A 21200-nucleotide genomic window follows, 5' to 3' on the forward strand; every position below is an offset into this window, starting at 1 on the left:
TTTTGGATCTGAGCAACGCGCAGCCTTCGGACATTCACGAAGTGCCAGACTTGTAGAGCGGCCGCGCGCGCTCATAGAATTCAACCGGGCCTCAATGACCCGGTTGAAACTTATTGTAGATGATTACGCCGCCATCCAGGACTGCTGCATGGCCGCCGCGATCGTGCCGACCTCGTTCGAATTGCCCAACCTTGGATCATTGGGCTGTATGCCGGATCCGGTAGGTGATGTCGCCGGATCGAAGCCGGCCATGGCGGCAACCAAGGTCGACATATCTGGCGAATGTAGCACCTTGCCGTCGCCGGACTTTATGGTCTCGACGACATTGCCAGGGCCGGCAAACCAGTCGTTGATCGTCACCTTGTCCGTCGTTCCCAGGACCGACACGACGAGGTTGTTGCCTTGCTGGCTGAACCAGAGTTCGTTCCAGTCTATTCCGGCGCCGAAATCGAGTTCGTCATTGTCGTTGGAAGTGCCGGATTCGACGATGGTGGCGGCGCCATGCCCGATCATAAATTGGTACTGGTCGTCGCCTGCGCCGCCGACCATCGTATTGCTGCCGGCGGTTCCCTGGAAACGGGAGACCAGGGTGATATCTCCGACCAGGTTCCTTGCATGTTCTGTGGTCTCATACCAGCTTGTGCCCACCATTTTGGAGCCGTCGTCGTATTGAACCGCCCCTTCCGGATTTGATATAAGCCCGATACGGGTAATGCCAGCTTCCGCAAGCGTCTTAAGTTCGCCGGCTTCGGAAACGCCGTTCTGGTTGGCGTCCTGAAACACCCGAAATTCGTTCCAGCGGGCATCTTGGTTGTCGAACTCATTGTCGTGGTTGCTGTCGAACGCAAGCCTCAAGCCTTCCAGATCAGATACTGTTGTGCTGTCGCCGACCCAAAGGTTGAACTGAAGTTCCTTGGCCTGGGTGATAGCGCCATCCGCGCCGACCGAGCCGTCAGCCGCCAGGTCGATTGCCAAGAACCCGTCGCCAGAGCCTATCCAGGAAGTCTGTTGCGGTATCCCATCGCCCGCCCAATCGAAATGGAGAGCCCAGTCGTCAGCGGTAGAAGCAAGTTGACTCAACTCGATCTGACCATCGCCGTTGAGATCCAACGCCACGGGTCCGTGTCCATGTGAATCCCCGTTCCCTCCCCCACCCCCGCCAGTCGCCGGCGGGTTGAAGATGGTAGGAAATGTCGTGGACAGATCGAGCGTATGCCGGGCCGGCATATGGTATCCCGCTTTAGGCAGGCGTCCTTCCTTCCATCCGTACATCATGAAGTGCCGCTTGGCTGACCCATTCTGCCAGCCTTGAGCCACGTCAGGATTGGCCTGAAGGTAATAGGCCAAGTCAAAATTCTGAAGTGCGTCGTAGGCAAACTCGGCTTCCGCCTGATCCGCATTAAGCGTCTGGGTCAGCGTGCCGCCGGCATTGAACCGTTTGATCCCCATCACATATTGTGTTGGGCCGTCATAGGTCAACTCAGCCCGCGTGCCGTCATCCCATATGTCGACTTCCAGGATTTGCTGGTGAACCGTATTGTAGTTGTTTTGGATGGAAGACCAGCTCTGCGCGTTGGTCACATCGAATGTGTAGGCCGTGCTGGTGCCGCCATCATTTTCATTATTCTGGAAGGTCATGCGACCGGATGTATCGAAATACTGCACGACCCGCGTCCATGGCTGGGCATTGCCCGGATCCAGGGTGATCGCCGTCCGGGTTCCGTTATCATAGAATTCATTTTGGTAGTACAACCGGTCGGCAGTATCAAAATATTGATCGATCCGCGACCAGGCTGCCACACCGGCGGGATCATAGGTATTTGCGCTACCCGAGCCGTCGTCGCTAACCACTTTTTGATAGGTCAGCCGGTTGGCGGCATCGTATTCATAATATCCGCTACGCCAGGAGGCGACATTGGCCGGGTCAAGATATGTCTGCGAGTGCGTGCCATTGTCATAGACAACGGTTTCGGTGGTCTTTTGAGCAGCTGCATTATAAAGCCGGGTAATTGTCGACCAAGACTGCGCGTTCGCCGGGTCGGAAAATATCTCCCTTGAGGTGCTGTCATCCTGGACCGTCTTTTCATAGGTCGGGCGGTTTGCGGCATCGTATTCGTAATAGCCGCTACGCCAGGAGGCGACATTGGCCGGATCAAGATTTGTCTGCGAGCGCGTGCCATTGTCAAAGGCAACGGTTTGGTTGGTCATTTGGCCAGCTGCATTGTAGACTTGGGTAACTGTCGACCAGGTCTGCGCATTCGCCGGATCGTAGAAGACGTTGGTGGCAAGGATGCCATTGGTGTAGTTCGCCTGCGAAGTTGCGCGGTTTGACACATCATAGGTCGTCGCCTGCACCTGCTTGCCCGACGCGGCATCGAAAATGATGTCGATCCGAGTCCCATCGTCCATAAATTGCTTCTCGAGTGTCTTCTTGCCGCCAGAGTAGCTCTGCTCAACACGTGTCCAAGGGTCGGTGTTCTTTGGATCGTAGATGGTTCCGCTGGTCAGTTTTCCGTCCTTGTCGACTGTATAGACGGACCGGACTGCTTCGTCGGCACCGACGAAAGCAGTTTGAACCGCGGTTCCATCAGCTTTGACGAGATCGTCCTCCGTTCGGTGGTTGGAACCGTCCCTCGTAACGCTGTGGACCGATCTCCCGTTTGCGCTAACATCGGTGGTCACCGTCTGGGCGACCGCACCGCTAATATTGGTGTCAGTCGCCACCTTTTGCACCGACCCGTCGATGCGCGTAACGGCGGTTTCCTGATGCTCATAGGTGCCGTTGTTGTCAGCGTCCTTCAGCAGCGTCGTCGTCAGACCGTCGGCACTGACAGTCATGATGCCCTTGCCGATGACGGGTCCGTCCCATTGCTGATGCTCCAGTATCTCGGTGACAACAGAGCCATCGATTTGCTTGTGAGAAACGGCCGTGATTTCGTAGCCGGCCAAGCTCGGAGTGGCCGCGTTTATCGGGTTTGGTCCACCTGCGTTGTAGTCATAATAGGACTTCGTCGTCCGGCCATCAGCGCTCGTCTGAACGATAATTTGCGGGGCGATTGCTTGTTTGTAATAGACACCGCCTGAAGCAAGAAACGCTACATCCGTTCTCCTGTTGTAGAATCCCTCCGTTACGGATCCATCCGCGGCGACAATCGTACTGTGCAGATTGTCGAAGCCGTCACCGCTGGTGTCATAATCCACGCCAGTCCAACTGCTGCGACCGTCGTCACTCGTATAGGTCGTACTCTTGTTGACGAACGTATTGGCAGGCGTGACCAGGTCGATGGTTTTCCTCTCCGCTAGGCCATTTCCAAGACGGGTTCCGGTTGTCCGCCGTGTTCGGTCGACGGTTCCGTTGCCATCGAAATCCCATTCCGACGTGATCAGCAGGCCGTCTGCGCTTGTCGTAAGCTTGGTTGTGCTCGATTTTTGATTTGCCGCGCTGAAATCGGTGATGACAGTCGTCGAGGAGCCGTCGACGGCCTTGGTCGTTAACTCGGTCTGCTCAATGGTACCGTCGCCATTGGCATCCCGGTTGATCGTGATCGTCCGGCCATCGCCGCTCGTCGTCGTGATTTCGCGGTCCAGGAGCACACCCGCGGTCGTGAGCCTGCTGACAGTTTCGACGATTGCACCATCGGCCAGTTTCCTGACGTCGTCGGTCGTGGTCCGGTCAAAGCCGACCACGCCATCGATATCTTCTTGCGTGGTTGCCACTCTGCCATCAACTGTCGTTGTGGTGACGAACTTGGACAATGGCGAACCATCTGCCTTAAGGTTCGTGACAGTGCGCGTCTTCGTGCCATCGGCATTGATCACTGTCACATCGGTCATATCCTGGCTGAACGGATTTGATCCGAAAATATCCCAGTTCGTCGTGACCGACAGACCGTTGGCGCTCGCCGTCGTAACGAAGGTGCTCGCCAGCGTGGAACCCTCGAATTTGCTGAGGGTAGAGACCGTCGAGCCATCGGCGTTCAGAACCGTGACGTCGGTCTCTTTGCGGTCGTAGGTGCCGTCACCGTTCACGTCCCACTCTTTGGTGGTCGAAAACCCGTTGCCTGCAGTCGTTGCCCTGGTTTGGTCGCTGAGAACGAGTGTTCCCGAACCATTCCGTTGATAGGTTTTGATGGTCGCAACGCTGGCGCCATCAAGCCCAATCGCTGTTTCGCTTGTGGCCTTGGCGGTCATCGTCGGCATGTAGTTGACCGAAGTCGATCCATACTGGGTTGTCGTGCTCAACCCGTCCGCGCTGATCGTTGTCGTTTTGCTGATGGTGGACGGCGCTGTCGTGTAGGCGCCAGTCCCTATTGCGTTGGCCGTCGTGTCGGGTCCGGTTGTCGTTGTCGTCACGCTGCCGTCGGCGGCCCTGACGGAGGTGCTCGTCAGATCGACTGCGCCATCGCCGTTCACATCCGTGGTAACCGTCGTCGTCAGTTTGTCGGCGCTCACCGTGGCGACAGTCCGGCTTTCCAACGAACCGTTCGCCTTCTTGTAGTCGACGGTCTGGGTCGTACTGCCATCGGCGTTGAGAACGGTGACGTCGGTCTTGGAGCGGCTGGTGGTCGAACCGACCCCCGCCCAGGTCGCCGACTTGCTCAGGCCATTGGCGCTGGTGACGACTATCGTCCTGTCTTTCACGGCGCCAGCTGCATCGAGATTGGTGATTGTCTCGGTCTTGCTGCCGTCGGCGTTGAGAACGATCACATCGGTCATCGACTGATCGATCGTACCATTTCCGTCGATATCGGCCGCGAGCGTGCTTGACAGGCCATTGGCGCTGACAGTGTGCGTCGCCTTGGATGTCAGGATGTTGTTGGCAAAGGTCCCAATGATCTCCGTCACCGAGCCGTCGGCATTCAGGACGACAGAGCGAGTCTCGTCGATCTTCCCGTTGCCGTTCACATCATTCGTTGTCGTGACTGTGTGCCCATCACGACCCGTCGTCTGCTGGAGACGGGAAATCTGGACATTATTGCCGTTCACGACAGTAACCGTGTCCGTCTTCGAACCATCCGCGGCGAGCGCGGTCACGGCGGTGAGAGTTCGATCGATAGTGCCGTTGCCATCAAGATCGGCCTGGATCGTCGACGTCAGGCCATTGGCGGTGGTTGTCGAGATGGCCTTGCCGATCAGCGCGCCGGTGCCGGCAAACGCCGAAACGGTTCTGGTCGTCGATCCATCCGCATTGAGAACAGTGACGTCGCTGGACTTGCTTTCGACAACGCCGTTCCCGTCCGCATCGATCTGGGTGTCGATGCTGAGCCCATTCGCCGACACCGTAGCGATCATTTGCGACAGCAGCGTGCCGTTGGTCGATGTCTGCGAGGTCGTCGTTGTGCGGGTGCCAGAGACGGCGATGACCGTAGCTGCCTGTGTGATCGCATCATAGACCCCGTCGCCATTGAGGTCCTGCTTGTCGGTCATGATCAGGCCGTCGGCGGAGATCGTTCTCTCCGACTTGGCATGCTGCACGCCGTTCCGATCCGTATCCGATATGGTGGTGACGTAACTGCCGCCCGCATTCACCGTATCAATCTGCAGCCGGTCGATCTTGGTGTCGCCGTTCGAGTCGATCCGGGTCGTTGTCGTCTTGCCGTCGCCACTGGTATTGACCTCGGTTTTGCTAAGCAAGCCGCCGCCGCGGGTCATCGTCGACGTGTTGACTATTGTGCCGCCGTCGGCACCAAGCGCAATGGCCGTCGTCGTCAAGCGGTCGGTCATGCCGTCGCCATCGATGTCGTCACTCACCGTCTTGAGCAGCCCGTCAGCGCTGGCCGTGGTCGTTGTGGTGCCAATCAATGTGCCGTTGGCGCTTTTGGTCGTCAGCGTGCGCATGTGCTCGGTGAATGCAGACGCATCCGTGACCACGACGTCATAGACGCCATCTCCATTCAGGTCGGTCTTGGTGGTTCGTGACGCACCGCTGGGCGAAGTCTGCTCGAGGACTTTGCCGACGAGCGTGCCGTTCGGATTGAATATGCTGGTGGTCGATGTGGTAACCCCAGTTGCATCCATAACGATGGTCTTGACCGAATCCGGATGGCCGTCGCCGTCAGAATCGGTCGCAATCGAAATCGTCTCGTGGTCGGCGCTGGTGTCGATCTTTGAGGACGACAGCAGCGAGCCATCACGGCTTTTCACCTGCAGGGTCTCACTTGAGCTGCCGCCGGAACCGAGAAGTTTCACATCGGACGAAACAGTGTCGACAAGCCCGTCGCCATCGAGATCGCTCGATGTCGTCACCGTCTGGCCGTTGGCGCTTGTAACAGTGGTGAGCTTGCCAATCAGCGCGCCAGTGCCGGTCAGTTCCGAAACCGTCCGGGTCTTCGAACCGTCCGCATTGAGCACGGTGATGTCGCTGGATTTGCCGTCGATCACGCCGTTGCCGTCGGCATCGGTCTGTGTATCGATACTCAAGCCATTCGCCGATACCGCGGAGATGGTCCTGGCCAGTAACGTGCCATTGCTCGATGTTTGCGAGATCGTGGTCGTGCGTATGCCATTCGAACCGATGACGGTCACCGCCTGGGTCACGGCGTCGTAGACGCCGTCGCCATTCACGTCCTGCTTGTCGGTTTGGGTCAGGCCATCGCCCGATATCGTGGTTTCTCGCTTGGCGTGCTGCGCACCGCTGCTGTCAGTCTCGGACGCGGTGGTGACCTGGCTGCCATCGGCATTGACGACGTCGATCTGTGTCCGGTCGATCTTGGTGTCGCCGTTTGCGTCGATCTTCGTGGTGGTCGTCTTGCGGTCGGCGCTGGTCTTGACTTCGGATTTGGCAAGCAGCGCGCCATTGGCGCTGGTCTTAGTGGTTGTAACTGTCCGGCTGCCGTCCCCGCCAAGCGCGGTCGTCGTCACTGTCGTGCGATCCACGATTTCGTCGACGTCGAGATACTCGCGCACAGTCTGGGTCAAGCTGTCGGCACTGGTCGTCGTGACCGAATTCGAGACCGGCGCGGCGGTGGCGTCAAAAACCGACACTGTGCGAGTACGGTTGCCGGTAGCATCGAAGGTTGTCAGGTCATAGTTGCTCGCCTCGCTGACTTGTTCATCGCCATCCAGGTCGACATAGCTGCTCAGCGACAGGCCATCGGCCGAGGTTACGTCGACGCGATTGCTCCTGAGCGATCCGTTGGCATTGAATGTCTTTAAGGTCGATCTCGTGGCGCCGTCCTCGTCGATCACAATGGTCTTAAGTGAATCGACGTGCCCGTCGCCATCGGCGTCGGTGGAGATCGAGATCGTCTTGCGGTCGGCGCTGGTGCTGGTGACGGAACTGGACAGCAATGTGCCGTCGGCGCTTTTGACTTGCTGCGTCTCCACCAGGCTGCCACCCGCGCCAACCACCGTTACGTCGGACGAGGCGAGATCATACAATCCATCGCCATTGAGATCCGTTGAGACCGTCTTGGCCAGACCGTCGCTGCTGGTGGTGGCGACGGTTTTCCCGATGAGCACATTGGTCGAACTGTAGGTGGAGACCGTGGTGACCACAGCACCACCGGCGCCACCGGTGATGGTGGTGACATCGCCGGTTTCGTAGGTGCCATTGCCGTCAAGATCGTGCGAGACGGTGCGCGCGCGGCCATCGGCACTGGTGACGGTCTGCTCCTTGTCGATCAAGGCGCCGACGCTGCTGGTTTCAGTGACCGTCTTGGTGCGCGTGCCGTCGCCGGCGACAACCGTGGTTTCGGTGCTGACGAGATCGTAGACGCCGCGGCCGGTCGAATCGCTCTGCACCGTTTTCGTCAGGCCATCGGCCGATGCCGTGGTCGTTACCTTGCGGAGCAGAGTGCCGTTGACGCTGCTTTCCGAAATCGTGGTCGCGGTCGACCCGTCGAGATTTCTCATGAACACTTGTGTTTGATCGACGGCGCCATCGCCGTCCTGGTCAAGCGTAGTGGTGACTGTCCTAAGATCACCACTCGTTGTGACGACCGTCTTGTCGATCAAAGAACCATCGGCTGCAAAATTTGCGATTGTGCGCGAATGTTGCTGTCCAGTTCGTGTCGGCGCCAGATCTTCAGCAGAATACCATTGGCCTCCTTCACCTTCGTCAGCAAACCAAAGACCGTTGATTCCGACCAAAGTGTCCACACCGGCCGCACTTGCGACCCTTATCGAGCCGTCAGCGTTCCTTGTGAACGTGTAGTCCGCGGACGAACCGTCATAGTCGGCTTGGTTGTAGGTACCGCCGCCGCCGATCAGAAAATCATCGCCGTCCTTACCATACAATGTGTCATTGCCATCGCCGCCACGAATGACATCATTCCCTGCCGTTCCCACCAGATGATCCGCACCGTCGGTCCCCACAATGTCGCTGGCGGCGATCGGCGGCGTGTAGGCTGCTGGCGGCGGGGAAGGCAGAGTTGGTGCCAGAGCTTCCGCCGAGTACCATTGGCCTCCTTCCCCTTCGTCAGCAAACCAAAGACCACCGATTCCGACCAAAGTGTCCACACCGGCCGCACCTGCGACCGTTATCGAGCCGTCAGCGTTCCTTGTGAACGTGTAATCCGCGGACGAACCGTCATAATCGGCTTGGTTGTAGGTACCGCCCCCGCCGATCAGAAAATCATCGCCGTCCTTGCCATACAAGGTGTCATTGCCGTCCCCGCCACGAATGACATCATTGCCTGCCGTCCCCACCAGATGATCCGCACCGTCGGTTCCGACAATGTCGGCGGCGGAGATCGGTGGAGTATAGGATATCGGCGGAGGTGCGGGCTGATATGCAACGGTGTCAATCTGCGTACGGTCGTAAGTGCCGTTTCCGTCATCGTCGAACTGAGTCGTCGTTGAAAGTCTGTCGGCGCTGAGCGTAATTCGATTCTGGAACGCCAGCGTGCCATCCTTGTCGTAGCCGCCAAGCGTGGTGGTCTTCGAGCCATCGCCATTGGTTACGGTGGCGGTCTTGATGATATAGCCGTCTGCATCTGACACCAGCACGGCATCGCCGACTGCACCGGTGGTTCCGTCGGTTCGGGTGAACTGCGACGTGCCGGTGATGGCCGAGCCATCCGCAAAGTTCTGGCCGCTGCCGGTCGCCGTCAGCCCGATCGAGGCGATACCCAGCGAGGCCAGTGACACCAGCTGACCATCGACCATCACCTTGAATTCGGACCAGCGGGCATCGCCGGCATCGAGCAGACCGTTGTGATTTGTGTCGAAGACGCTTTTCAACGCGTCGAGATCGCTAGTCGCCGTCTGATCCCACTCGGTGAAGACGAATTCACTGGAGCGGCTGATCTTGCCGTCGCCATCGGCATCCAGCACCAGCACGCCGTTGCCAGCGCCCGCCCAGGCCGTGCGATGCTGATAGCCGTCGCCGTCGAGGTCTAGAAATTGCGAAGATGAAAACAGCGGATTGATCGAAAGGCCGTTGCCGGAAAGGTCGAGAAGGATAGGAACACCAGCGGTGCCGTGATCGCCCACTTGGCCATTGCCGCCGCCGGTGCCAGCGCCAGTTCCGCCTGCCCCGGGAGAACTCTGGTGAGACTCTCCTGTACTACCGCCACGCCCCCCAGGACCATCAAGCGAGTGATCGACCTCGTGCTCAATATCGTGAGTAATGTGCGTCCCAGGCATACTTTGGTGAGAGACTCCCGTACTGGTTCCGGGATGGCCGCTAGTGCTCCCCGGCATACTTTGATGAGAGACCCCCGTGCTGGTACCGGGGGCGTGGCTGCTGTTGTTCCCCGGCGCGCTCTGGTGAGAGGCCCCCGTGCTGGTACCGGGGGCGTGGCTGCTGTTGTTCCCTGGCGCGCTCTGGTGAGAGGCCCCTGGACTGGCTCCAGGGCTTCCGTTGCCTGGACTCCCGGTATGCGCGCCACCGACGCTGCCACCAGGGCTTGCACTTCCACCAGCGTTGTTGTTTCCGCCAGCCTCACTCCCACCTCGCTGACTCCCCTGCCCACCTCCGGGATTCGACGACCGATCTGGTGCCCGCGGATCGGCTGCAGAATTGCTAGTGCTAGGCGCATTCGGCAAAGCTCTGGTGGCAGCAAGCACATCAAGCGCGTTGGTTTCGTTTCCAGGACCTGGAGGGGGCTCCATCGACACCCGTGCCGAAGAAGAATTTTTAGAATATGAGGGATAACTAGGATCAGCTACGCCACCGTTTTCCAGCGCTGAATCGAACACTGCACCAAGGATGCCTAGACCGGCTCCGATGCCAATGGCTGTTCCGAATCCCGCTATTCCTGCTGCTAACGCGGCAGAGCCGAGGGCTGCCTCTGCCGCAACGCCTAATTCAACCGCCGCCGCTTCGGCAACAGATTCGAAGGTAGCTTCTGTTGCCATGACAGCTAACCTAGCAGCTAGCGCTTCCTTGGCGGCTCCGATGGTCCCACCTATCAAACCGCCCTTCAGGCCACCTTTACTGTAACCAGCACTGAAGCCTGTTGCCGCACCAAACAAACCAGAAACACTTACTCCCAAGACGCCTGTAATTTTTCCAACGGTCTTGAACGTACCTATCGCTTCCTTGACGTCTTTGATCGTTGAAGCAGCAATACCTACAGCTACGTCGTCAGCTGCGAATGCAAAGGCGAACATTTTGCTAGCCAATGACTCTCGATTCTCTTCGGTCATGATTTTTCTCCGCCCTCTCTATTTTTCCATGCATGCTTGATGCATATGGATACCAAGATAGATGAAAACCCAAGCAACCAAAATCCAGAAACCATTATTGAGCACTTCTTCATTGTATAAACATAGACACTGTCTTGCGCTGAAGGGACGAACAACGACGAAAACCCGAACGGTGGGAGCAATAAGATGAAGAAGAAAAAGACAGACCCAAGGAATGAAAAAAAGGCTATTTTCAATATATTTGAATATAGATGTAGACCACCATCCTCGGATTCACGACGAAAGAACGCCCCCCGATCCGCGACATCTCGGTAGAATCTCCACGCCACCCAGGTAGCCCAGAGAACAAAAGTTGCACTGCAACCGATTGTATAAATGGCCTGATTTTCTCGATTTAATTGCTCGCCCGGACCTTGCCCATTCACGCTCCAAGGCCAAATGGCGGATAATATTGCGTATTGTCGTTGCGAGAACCAACCCTCATGAATGTAAACCAGAACAATAAGAGACAATATGGCGGTGGATAACACCATTAACACTGTCGAGGTAAGAAATATACGCATTCGGTATGACATCAAATATAGTTGCTTTTCCCTCTCTTCGTCCTCTGGAGCGTAAGTTAAATTGATGAAACTCATCAATCTCCTATACTCTCCTATAGGAACAGCACTGGTGTCTGCCTTCAGCAATTCTTTTAATGTCAGCATGCCAATCGCTTCCGATCTTGAGCAATTTCACCGCTCATGGAACGCCTCGTCCGTCATCTCCATCAGCGGATCGAGCAGGTACTCCAGCACCCTACGATTGCCGGTCTTCACCTCCGCTGTCACCGACATGCCCGGCGTCAGCACGACATCCCTGCCCTCGACGCGGATCGACGTCTGGTTCAGCGCAATGCGCACCGGGAACACCAGGGGTCCGGCACTGTCGCGCGCTGTCTCTTCCTTGGCCGCTGATGGCTGTTGCGGGGCACCGGCGGGGATGGCGTCGTTGGAGACGGTCAGCACCTTGCCATCGAGCGTGCCGTAGCGGGTGAAGGGAAAGGCTTCGAGTTTTACGCGCACCTCCTGCCCTTCATGGACAAAGCCCTTGTCGCGGTTGAGCAGCATGGCCTCGATCTCGAGCTTCGTGCCGTCAGGCACCACCACCATCAGCTTCTGGCCGGTCTGCACGACCTCGCCCAGCGTGTTGACTTCGAGCTGCTGGACACGGCCGGCGACGGGAGATTTCAGCAAGCTGGCGCGCTCGAACAGCTCGGCCTTGGCGAGATCCTGTTGCAGCACGCCGATCGAACGATCGATCTCGATCAGTTCGGTGGCGATCTTGTCGAGATAGGCGTCACGGCGGGCGCGCTTTTGCGCGGCAAGCGTCTTCACCGTGGCTTCGAGCTCGGCGATGTGGCCCTCGTCGGACACCGTCGCCATCAACTGATCCTGCTCGCCCTGGCGCGCCTCGATGGTGCTGGTCTTGATGCCGACCTGGCGCTTTTCCAGTTGAACGTAAACATCCAGTCTGTCGCCGGCGAGTTGGACCAGCTTGCGGCGTTCGACCAGCGTCTTGCCGGCGCGCTCGATCTCGATGCGCTTCTGCGCGATCTCGGCTTCGAGGCTGTCCTGCTCGGACTGATAGGCGGCGAGCGACTGACGCATCTGCAGGCGCTGCAACTCGACCAGTGGCGGCGGGGCGTTTGCCGGCGCAGTGAGGTCGACTTCGGCGGATGGCGTACGACCAGCCACGGCATCGATCAGCGCTTGCAGACGTGCCTTCGAGACTTCGGCGGCGGCAAGGTTGCCGGCATTTTTCTGTCGCTCGGCCGCGTATTCGGCAGGCTCTAATTCGATAAGCATATCGCCCGCCGCGACATGGTCGCCCGCTTTGACATGCAGCGCCTTGACCGTGCCGATGATCAGCGGCTCGATGACCTGCACCTTGCCGATCGGGATCAGCTTGCCCTGGATGGTGGCGTAGGTGTCGATACGGCCGAACCATGACCAGGCCAATGCGCCGACGGCAAACAGCATGATTTGCGCCGAGAAGATACGGGCAGCCGGCGAGGCCGGCGTTTCCAGGATCTCGATCGCGGCGGCCTGGAAGGCGCGCTCGTCGCGGTTGAGTTTCGGGCGCTTGGCTTCGCTCTCGCGCGCCACGCCTTCTTTCATCGCTTGCCAATAGCGCCCCATCGCCTACTCCGCCGCCTGGGGTTGGGTAGAGGGGCGCTGCTCGGCCTGCAGCCGGTGGAGCTGAGCGTAACGGCCGTTGAGTTTCAACAGCTCCTCATGCGTGCCCTGCTCGGTGATGCGGCCGGCCTCGATGGTCATGATGCGGGTGGCGTCGCGCAGGGCAGCCAACCGGTGCGCGATGATGAACACGGTGCGGCCCTTGGCCATCAGCCGCATGTTCTGCTGGATGATGTATTCCGACTCGTAGTCGAGCGCGCTGGTCGCTTCGTCGAACAGCAGGATGCGCGGGTTGGTGACCAGCGCACGGGCAATGGCGATGCGCTGGCGCTGGCCGCCGGAGAGGTTGGAGCCGCGCTCCTCCAGCACCGTGTCGTAACCCGACTTGAGCTGCAGGATGAAGTCGTGCGCGCCCGACAGCTTTGCCGCCTCGATCACCCGCTCCAGCGGCAGCGCCGGGTCGGCCAGCGCGATGTTCTCACGCACGGTGCGCCGGAACAGAATGTTCTCCTGCAGCACGACGCCAATCTGCCGACGCAGGCTGCGCGGATCGATCAACGCCAGGTCGACGCCGTCGACCAGCACGCGGCCGCGCTCGGGCACATGCAGGCGCTGCAGCAGCTTGGCGACGGTGCTCTTGCCGGAACCGGATGGCCCGACAATGCCGATGATCTCGCCGGGTTCGGTCTGGAATGAGACGTCGCTCAGAATCTCGCGCTCGCCCGGCCTGTAGCGGAAGGTGACATGATCGAAGGCGGCATGGCCCGATATCTTGCGCAGCGAGCCCTGCCCGCCACCACCTGATATCTCGACCGGTGCATTGAGGATGTCGCCCAGTCGGTCGACGGAGATGCGCACCTGTTGAAGATCCTGCCACAGCTGCGCCAGTCGCAGCACCGGACCAGAGACGCGGCCGGCCATGATGTTGAAGGCGACCAGCTGGCCGACGGTCATGTCGCCAGACACCACGGCGCGCGCGCCGAACCACATGGTGGCGACGATCACCGCCTTGGAGATGAGCTGGGCGGTGTTGGAGGCGAAATTGGCAAGCCTGGCGGTGCGGAAGCCGGCGCCGACATAGCCGGCAAGCTGGTCCTCCCAGCGCCGCTGCATCTGCGGCTCCACCGCCATCGCCTTCAACGTTTCGACGCCGACGATGGATTCGACCAGGAACGTCTGGTTCTCGGCGCCGCGGTTGAACTTTTCCTCGATGCGGCGGCGGAACTCCGGCGTCACCGCCATCGACAGGATGACATACGCCGGGATGGAGCAGATGACGATCACGGTCAGCCACGGGCTGTAGAGATACATGACGGCGAGGAAGACGAAGAGGAACAGCACATCAAGCAGCACGGTGAGCGCCGAACCGGTAAGGAAGGCGCGGATGTTTTCCAGCTCATGCACGCGCGCCACGGTCTGGCCGGTCTGCCTGGCCTCGAAATACGCGATCGGCAGGCCGAGAAGATGATGGAACAGTTTTGCGCCCAGCGCCACGTCGATGCGGCTGGTGGTGTGGATAGTGGTGTAGGTGCGCAGGCCAGTGAGCAGCACCTCGAACATCGAGACGGCGGACAGGCCGATCACCAGCACTTCCAGCGTGGTCAGGCCGTTGTGGACCAGCACCTTGTCGATGACGAGCTGGAAGAAGATCGGCGAGATCAGCCCGAGCAACTGCACGAAGAACGAAGCGAGCAGCACTTCGGCGAAGATCCAGCGGTAGCGGATGATTTCGGGGATGAACCAGGAGAAATCGAAACGCCGCGAAAAGCCCTGCGCAAAGGCGCGGCTGGTGACGAGCACGACAAAGCCGCTCCACAGAGCGTCGAAGTCGGCGCGCGAAAGCTCCTGGGGTGCGCCCGTCTGCGGGTCCTGCAGCAGGACTTTGCCCGCCGATAGTGCCGCCAGCAGCGCAAAGCTGCCGTCGGCCTTTTCGATGATCGCCGGCAGTGGCAAGCGATCGAGCCGCTTCGGTGACGGCTTGACGATCTTGGCTTTCAGCTTCAGCCGTTTCGCTGCCCGTACGATGTCCACACGATCGGCAAGGCGCTCGCCAAGACCGAGGTCGTGACGAATGGCGTCTGGGTCGGCTGGCTGGCGCAAATACTGCGTCATCAGCGTCAAGCAGATGACACCACTGTCCAGGCGCACGACAATAGGTATGGCTATTCCCACTTGCCCCCCGGCAGTGACGAAGGATTTGCTTCTCCCTCTTCTTTGGAACCCTAGACCAACTAATACGGACAAGGAAAGTACAAAGGTCGACGTTTTCGAAAAATGTTTAGAAGCAGCATGTATATTATCAGTAGATAATATACATGCTGCTTCTTGATAGAAATTGGCACCGCTCGCTCAACCGCATGTGTCATCAGAAACGTGAGCGGACCGTGGTCGCGCTGGGTGTAGCGGAGGGATGCCGTCTTAGCCTGAGTCAATCCGCGCCTTCGGGAGGCAGTCCTGCGGAGTCCGATGGAGGACTCAAGTGGCTAGCGGTATTTATCTCGGCATTGCCCCAAAATTAGGGTATAAGACAGAAGTGTGAAGCAAGCTTAGATCCCTATCCCAGGAGCGTCCCTGAGTCTGGTCCCCTTGATGCCGTGACCTTACACAGTCTGCGCCATAGCTTCGCGGGCGTTGCGGAGCAGCTCGGGGCAACGATTCCAACAATTGCAGCGATGCTAGGACATCGGCTCAGCGGGGTGACCGGAGGTTATATCCTGAAACGCGTGGATGGCTCGTTAATCGATATGGCGAACCAAGTGGGCGACCATATCGCGGCACTGATGCGTGGCGAGGCACCATCCGCACAAGTGATACCGTTTCGCCCCAGAGGCAGGAGTGCGAGCTCGACGGCGGAAACGAGCATGCCAACAGGGGTGGCTACTAGATCCTGCGGGGACGCCAGTTCTCCATTAAATGACGCCAGATTGCGTCATAATGCGAGGCGCAAGAAGACATAGCTGCCTTTCTGGCAAGTTAGAAGGTCCGCTCGCATGTACAGCGAAGTTGCCTATAGGGCGTATTCTGGTCTGGAGGGGATCCGTCCAACTGCTCAAGGCTGTCGGAGAGCAATTCGTCGCCCGCCCAATCGAGCGACGTCTGCCAAAAACGCGCCATCATCCGTCACCGTCCCATGATGGACGGGGCAGATTTGTAAATAAGATCAAAGAGTTGTGGGAGGCCGTGTGCAAAAATCGCACACGAACGTTCTGCTTCTCTTCTTTTTTCGTTCCCACGACGGAGCCGCCGACGGTCCCATTCGAACGCTTTTTCGCCGACGATATTGACCGCTCCTTAGGGGACGTTCGCTGCAATATCCGTGGACCTTGTTGTCCGACTCGCCGTCTAGTTCGCCTGGGGTTCCTGGAAGCTTTTCGAACTTTCTGGGTCGCGCCGCAGCCCGAATTGCGGGTGCTTATGGACAAATTGGGACACTAGATTCGGTTTAAGGATAATTTGGAGGCATCGGATGTAGACGGCCGCTTTGCGCCCAATGTCGGCCGTTGAAGGTGTCCTTGACACGAGCCAAAAGCAGACGCCGTTGACGACAGGCCGCAAGTCCAGGGTCGTCATAGAGCAGTCTCATGGCCGGTCGGCAGGATCCGGAGCAGGTAGCCGACAATGCAAGGGCTACATCACAGCTTGGATTGCTGTTTGTTGCCCTGAAGCAACAGCACAGAAAAAGGCTGTCGTTCCTCAGCATCCCAAGAGCGGCGAGGCATTGTCTGGAGGTGCGATCAACGTATCGTGCCTCGACGTAGCTATGCTGCATTCTCAAAGACTTATTATTGATTCCTAATCAAGGAAAATATAATGGAGAGAGGCGACGGCGAAGTTGCGGGCAATCCCGGCCAGCTGACCGGTGAGTCACCAGCAGATGGCACCCCCGATCTCGGCTATCCGATGTCGACCGGCCTGGTGGCGAGGTTGAGGTCGCTCGACATTGGGCTGGCGGTGACCTCCTATCAATCGGGCCTGCTCTAGATGCTCGGCCGCAACCCCGAGTCAGGCGGTCTCAATGTCCACACGACGCCGATCCTGCGGCCGATGGGTCTCGCGACCGCGCCTGACGCATTGGGCCGGCGCGACGACACCCGCGATCTGGACGCCCCGACCGCGCCGTCGGCCGCGGGGCTGGTCCTGCGCACCCGCTTGTTCGAGCGGCTGGAGCAGGCGCCGGCCCGGGCCTCGCTGTGGGTCTCGGCCGCGCCCGGCACCGGCAAGACCGCCCTGGCCGCCACCTGGGCCGAGTCGCGCTGGCATCCGGTCGAGGGCGCCGCAGTGCTGTGGTACGCCGTCGACGAGGCAGACGCCGACCCGCTGCGTCTTTTCGCCACGCTGGGCGGCTTCCTCGATCTGCCGCACGGCTTCGGCACCGACATCCCGCCCGACCCGACGCCCCGGGCCGTCGCCGAGATCATCGAGGTGGCGCGGCGCTGGCTCGCCGCGGGACCGGCGGACCGGAAGGCCGGCCCCCGACTGATCGTGTTCGACGACGTGCACCGGGCACCGCCCGAGTCGGTGATGGTCGCGCTTCTGCCCATCCTCGCCGCGGCGCTGCGGCCGGAGGACCGCGTCCTCTGCCTGTCGCGCCTCGACCCGCCCGACCCCGTGTCCGGGCCGCCGCCGATGCTGCTGACCGATCTGCGCGTCGCCGCCGACGAGTACCCGGACTTCGTACGCGACCTGCCAGGCGGCGGCCAAGCCCTGGCGCGGGACCTGTTCCTGGCTTGCCTGCGGCGGGCCGGCGGCTGGATGCCCGGCATCCTGGCAGCGCTGACTCCCGCCCTGCTGCAGGCCGGCACGCGGGGTCAAGACGAGGCGGCGGACCGGCGCGTGCTGCTGGCCACGGCCTTCCTGCAGCAGGGCGGCCCCGCCGAATGGGCCGAGCTGGGCGGCACCGAGGCGCCGGCGGTGCTGGACCGCCTCGCCGAGGCCGGCGGGCTGGTCTCGCGCCTGCCCGGCGGGACCTTGCGCAAGCAGGACGCCTTCCAGGCGGTGCTGGAGCAGGCTGCCGCCGAGGAACTGCCGCCGCCCGTCCTGGACCGGGCCCGGATGCTCGCGGCCCGGCATCTCGGCCGGAGCGGCGAGACGCTGGCGGCCGCCCGCCTGCTGCTCGCCGCTGGCGCCGGGGACGAGGCGCTGCGGCTGGTGCTGGACCAGGCGCAGGTGCTGTCGCGGACCGGCCGCAACCGCGAGTTGCGCGACGCCATCGAGCTGTTCCCGGCCGAGGTCGCGGCCCAGCCGGAGCCGCGGATCTGGCTGGCCTACGCCCGACTGCCCTACGAGCCGCGGGAGGCCCAGCGGATCCTGGCCGAGATCCGCCGGTCGCTGGAGCCGGAGACGGCGCCGTTGGAATACGCCTTGGCGCTGAACGGCGAGGCTCGGGCGGTGCTATGGGACTTCTTCGACTTCCGCGAGCTGCCGCGGCTGATCGAAGAGATCGACGCTGCCCTGCCGCGGCTGGAGGCGCTGCCGCCCGCGACCCTCCAGACCCTGGTTGCCACCCGCTGCATATCGATCCTGATCGGCTGGCCGGACCATTCCGGGGCGGCGGAGGCGCGGCGCTGGATCGAGACGGCGCTGCCCTTCCTGCCGCCGACGATCCAGCTGCTGCTGGGCAGCGTGTTGGCCAACCACCTGATCTGGTGGCGCGGCGACCTGGCCGCCGCTCGCCCCTTCCTGGGCCAGCTGGAGGGGCTGGCACGGCAGCGCGGCATGGCGCCCATGTCGGTCATGACCTGGTACTACGCCGCTTTGTCCCAGGCCCATCTCGACGCCGACGACGCGGCGGTGCGCCGGCTGACCGACGAGGTGGTGGCCTTCGCCGGCGACCGCGGCGTCTCGCACCGCCTGACCAACGCCTTCTGGATCGTGGTCCATGCGGTGGCGGCCGCGGGCGAAGGCGCCGCGGCCGAAGCCATGCTACAGCGCTATGCCACCTGCGCCCGGCAGCGTTGGCGCCGCACCGATTTCATCGGGCTGCACCATCTGCGCGCCGTCGTGGCGCTGAGCGCCGGCGACATGGCGACCGCGATCGCCGAGGGCGGGCAGGCCCTGGACTATGCCTGGCGCTATGGCGGGCCGCACCAGGTCGCGGTGCAGAGCCTGGTGCTGGCGACCGCCCACGCCATAGCCGGGGACGAGGCGGCGCGGCCGCATGTCGAGACGCTGCGCCAGGTCGCGGCGCGCACCGGCAACGCCACCTTCCTGCTGCATGCCGACCTGGCCGAGGCGTTTCTGGCCGCGGCCGGGGGCGGCGATGTCGCCGGCCCCTGGAACCGCGTCGCCGAGGCGGCCGGCCGCCTGGGGTTCCGCCGGATCGCCGGAATGAATCGCCCGGCCCTGGCCCGGCTGGCCAACCAGGCCTTGGCCGCCGGCGCCGAGGCCGAGCCGACGCGGCGGGTGATCGCGCTATGGGACCTGCCGCCGCCGGAGGGCGGCGCGCATGAGCTGTGGCCCTTCCCGGTCGAGATCCGTGCCCTCGGCGGCTTCACGGTGCAAGCCGACGGCGCCCGCGTCGCCATGAGCACTGGCAAGGCGCAGCGCAAGCCAATGGAACTGCTGTGGTGCCTCGTCGCCGGGCCGGCCGAGGGCTGGGTGCAGGAGGAGCTGGCCGACCAGCTATGGCCGGAGCTGGACGGCGACCGCGCCATCCCGGCGCTGCGCACCACGATCTACCGGTTGCGCAAGCTGATCGGGACCCGCTCGATCCGGCACGAGGACGACCATATCGGCCTCGCGCCCGACCAAGTGCGGACGGATGTGGCGCGGCTGCGCGCCGCGCTGTCGGCGCTGCAGGACCCGGAGCCGGCCGGCCGGCTGGCCGCCTTCGACCTGGCGCTCGGCTTGGTCCGCGGCCCGCTGCTGCCCGGCATCCGATTGGCGCCGGTGGCCGAGGCGCGCGACCGGCTGCACGCGCAGCTGGCGGCGGCGGGGACCGAGCTGCTGCTGGCGCAGGATCCCGCCGAGCCGACCACGGCGCTGCGCGCCGGCCGGCTGTGCGCCGCGGTGCCCGGCCTGCGCCTGCCGCGGCCGCTGGCCGGGCTGGTGCAGGAATGACGACGGTCGCCGCCTCAGATCCCGTCGACGCCGGGCCGCCCCGGCTGCTGCTGGTCCTGACCGGCCTCTACCTCGCCCAGGCGATCCCCGTCTCGCTGTTCCTGACCGCCATGCCGCCGATCCTGCGGCAGGAAGGGGTGACCCGCACCGCGCTGGGGTATCTCGGCCTGCTGGCGCTCCCCGGCGTGCTGAAATTCCTGTGGGCACCGCTGGTCGACCGGATGCGCCCGGTCGCCCGGGCGCACCGGGCCGGCTGGATCGTGCTGACCCAGATCGGCGTGGTGCTGGCGGTGCTGGCGCTGCTGCTGATCCGGCCCGGCGACATCGCCGGCTTCATCCCGATCGCCTTCGCCATCGCCATGCTGGTCTCGACCCAGGACATCGCCACCGATGGCTATGCCACCCTGGCGCTGGCGCCGGGGCGACGGGCCGCGGGCAATGCGGTGCAGAGCGGCGCCGCGGCCGCCGGCGCGGTGCTCGGGGGCAGCGTCGGCCTCCTCCTGTACCACCAGTTCGGCTGGTCGGCGATGGTGCTGGGCATCGCCGGCCTGTGCCTGCTACCGCTGGCGGCGGTGCCGGCGATGCGGGAGGCGCCGCATGGCGGCGGCACGGCCGGTCCGACGCTGCAACCGAGGGTCTCGGCCTTCCTGCAGCGGCCGGAGGCGCGGCGTATGCTGTGGATTGCCCTGCTGTTCCGGGCCAGCGAGGGGCTGATGAAGCCGATGGAGGCGCCGTATCTGGTCGATGCCGGGGTCGGACTCGACACCATCGCCACCCTGACCGGCGTCTCGGCCGCCGTCGCCGGCTTGGCCGGGACGGTGCTGCTGGCCTGGCTGCTGCAGCGCCGCGGGCCGGCGGTCGCACTGGGCCTGGTCGGCACGCTCAGGGTGCTGGCCTGCCTGGTCTTCACCCTGCATGCCGCCCATCTGCTGCCCGGACTGTCGCTGCTGTTCGGGGCCGCGGCGCTGCAGACGCTGATCCGCACCACCGAGCTGGTGGTGCTGTTCAGCCTGTTCATGGACGTGGCCTCGCCCACCCAGCCGGGCACCGATTTCACCATCCTGGCCTGCGCCCAGTATGCGGCCTTTCTGTTCGGGTCGGCGCTGTCGGGAACGCTGGCCGACAGCTTCGGCTACGCCTGGCTGTTCGGCCTGGGCACGGCCCTGTCCGTGGTGGTGCTGGCCGGATCGATGGTCCTGCTGTCCAGCCGCCGCCCCTAGTCCCGGGACAGCGCCACGACCGGCTTAAGCCGCGAGGCGTTGTCGGCCAACCTATGCCTGCATTTCCGGCTGTTCTACGATAGGCCAGCCGCCCGGCCGACCGGGCGGCGTCAAATAATCAGAAAATTTTCTCGTTCCGGTAATCTGTGAT

General features: G+C 61.9%; 7 protein-coding genes. 3 read left to right on the top strand and 4 right to left on the bottom strand.

Annotated elements, in window-relative coordinates; translation table 11 throughout:
• Positions 1-123: 123 nt before the first annotated feature.
• The 4 genes from ACSQ3L_RS02630 to ACSQ3L_RS02645 form a co-directional block, all read right to left on the bottom strand.
• Complete coding sequence (locus ACSQ3L_RS02630) at positions 124-9435, bottom strand: calcium-binding protein (protein WP_436158513.1); 9312 nt, start codon at positions 9433-9435, stop codon at positions 124-126.
• Positions 9436-10589: 1154 nt separating this feature from the next.
• Complete coding sequence (locus tag ACSQ3L_RS02635; RefSeq protein ID WP_436158514.1) at positions 10590-11300, bottom strand: hypothetical protein; 711 nt, start codon at positions 11298-11300, stop codon at positions 10590-10592.
• Between the two features lie 27 nt (positions 11301-11327).
• Positions 11328-12773 (bottom strand): HlyD family type I secretion periplasmic adaptor subunit, encoded by a 1446-nt coding sequence (locus ACSQ3L_RS02640; RefSeq protein ID WP_436158515.1) that lies wholly within the window; start codon positions 12771-12773, stop codon positions 11328-11330.
• A gap of 3 nt (positions 12774-12776) precedes the next feature.
• The gene (locus ACSQ3L_RS02645; RefSeq protein WP_436158516.1) at positions 12777-14942 is read right to left on the bottom strand and encodes a type I secretion system permease/ATPase; all 2166 of its coding nucleotides are present in this window, start codon (positions 14940-14942) and stop codon (positions 12777-12779) included.
• Between the two features lie 1638 nt (positions 14943-16580).
• On the opposite strand from ACSQ3L_RS02645, the gene ACSQ3L_RS02650 reads away from it, so the two are divergent.
• Genes ACSQ3L_RS02650 through ACSQ3L_RS02660 form a run of 3 tightly spaced genes read left to right on the top strand, consistent with a single transcriptional unit; the run spans position 16581 to position 21049 of the window.
• A complete protein-coding gene (locus ACSQ3L_RS02650; protein WP_436158517.1) occupies positions 16581-16751 on the top strand; it encodes a hypothetical protein in 171 nt (56 codons plus the stop codon).
• Complete coding sequence (locus tag ACSQ3L_RS02655) at positions 16752-19829, top strand: hypothetical protein (protein WP_436158518.1); 3078 nt, start codon at positions 16752-16754, stop codon at positions 19827-19829. It abuts the gene before it with no gap.
• Positions 19826-21049 (top strand): MFS transporter, encoded by a 1224-nt coding sequence (locus ACSQ3L_RS02660; RefSeq protein ID WP_436158519.1) that lies wholly within the window; start codon positions 19826-19828, stop codon positions 21047-21049. The genes ACSQ3L_RS02655 and ACSQ3L_RS02660 overlap by 4 nt, the downstream gene beginning before the upstream one ends.
• Positions 21050-21200: the final 151 nt, after the last annotated feature.

The sequence above is a fragment of the Mesorhizobium sp. LjRoot246 genome, assembly GCF_964254115.1.
Taxonomy (GTDB): Bacteria; Pseudomonadota; Alphaproteobacteria; order Rhizobiales; family Rhizobiaceae; genus Mesorhizobium.

What these genes read in the sequence shown, in the direction of transcription:
- ACSQ3L_RS02635 (WP_436158514.1), bottom strand. Translation starts at nt 11,300, where the DNA reads ATGCTGACATTAAAAGAATTGCTGAAGGCAGACACCAGTGCTGTTCCT.
- ACSQ3L_RS02655 (WP_436158518.1), top strand. Translation starts at nt 16,752, where the DNA reads ATGCTCGGCCGCAACCCCGAGTCAGGCGGTCTCAATGTCCACACGACG.
- ACSQ3L_RS02650 (WP_436158517.1), top strand. Translation starts at nt 16,581, where the DNA reads ATGGAGAGAGGCGACGGCGAAGTTGCGGGCAATCCCGGCCAGCTGACC.
- ACSQ3L_RS02640 (WP_436158515.1), bottom strand. Translation starts at nt 12,773, where the DNA reads ATGGGGCGCTATTGGCAAGCGATGAAAGAAGGCGTGGCGCGCGAGAGC.
- ACSQ3L_RS02660 (WP_436158519.1), top strand. Translation starts at nt 19,826, where the DNA reads ATGACGACGGTCGCCGCCTCAGATCCCGTCGACGCCGGGCCGCCCCGG.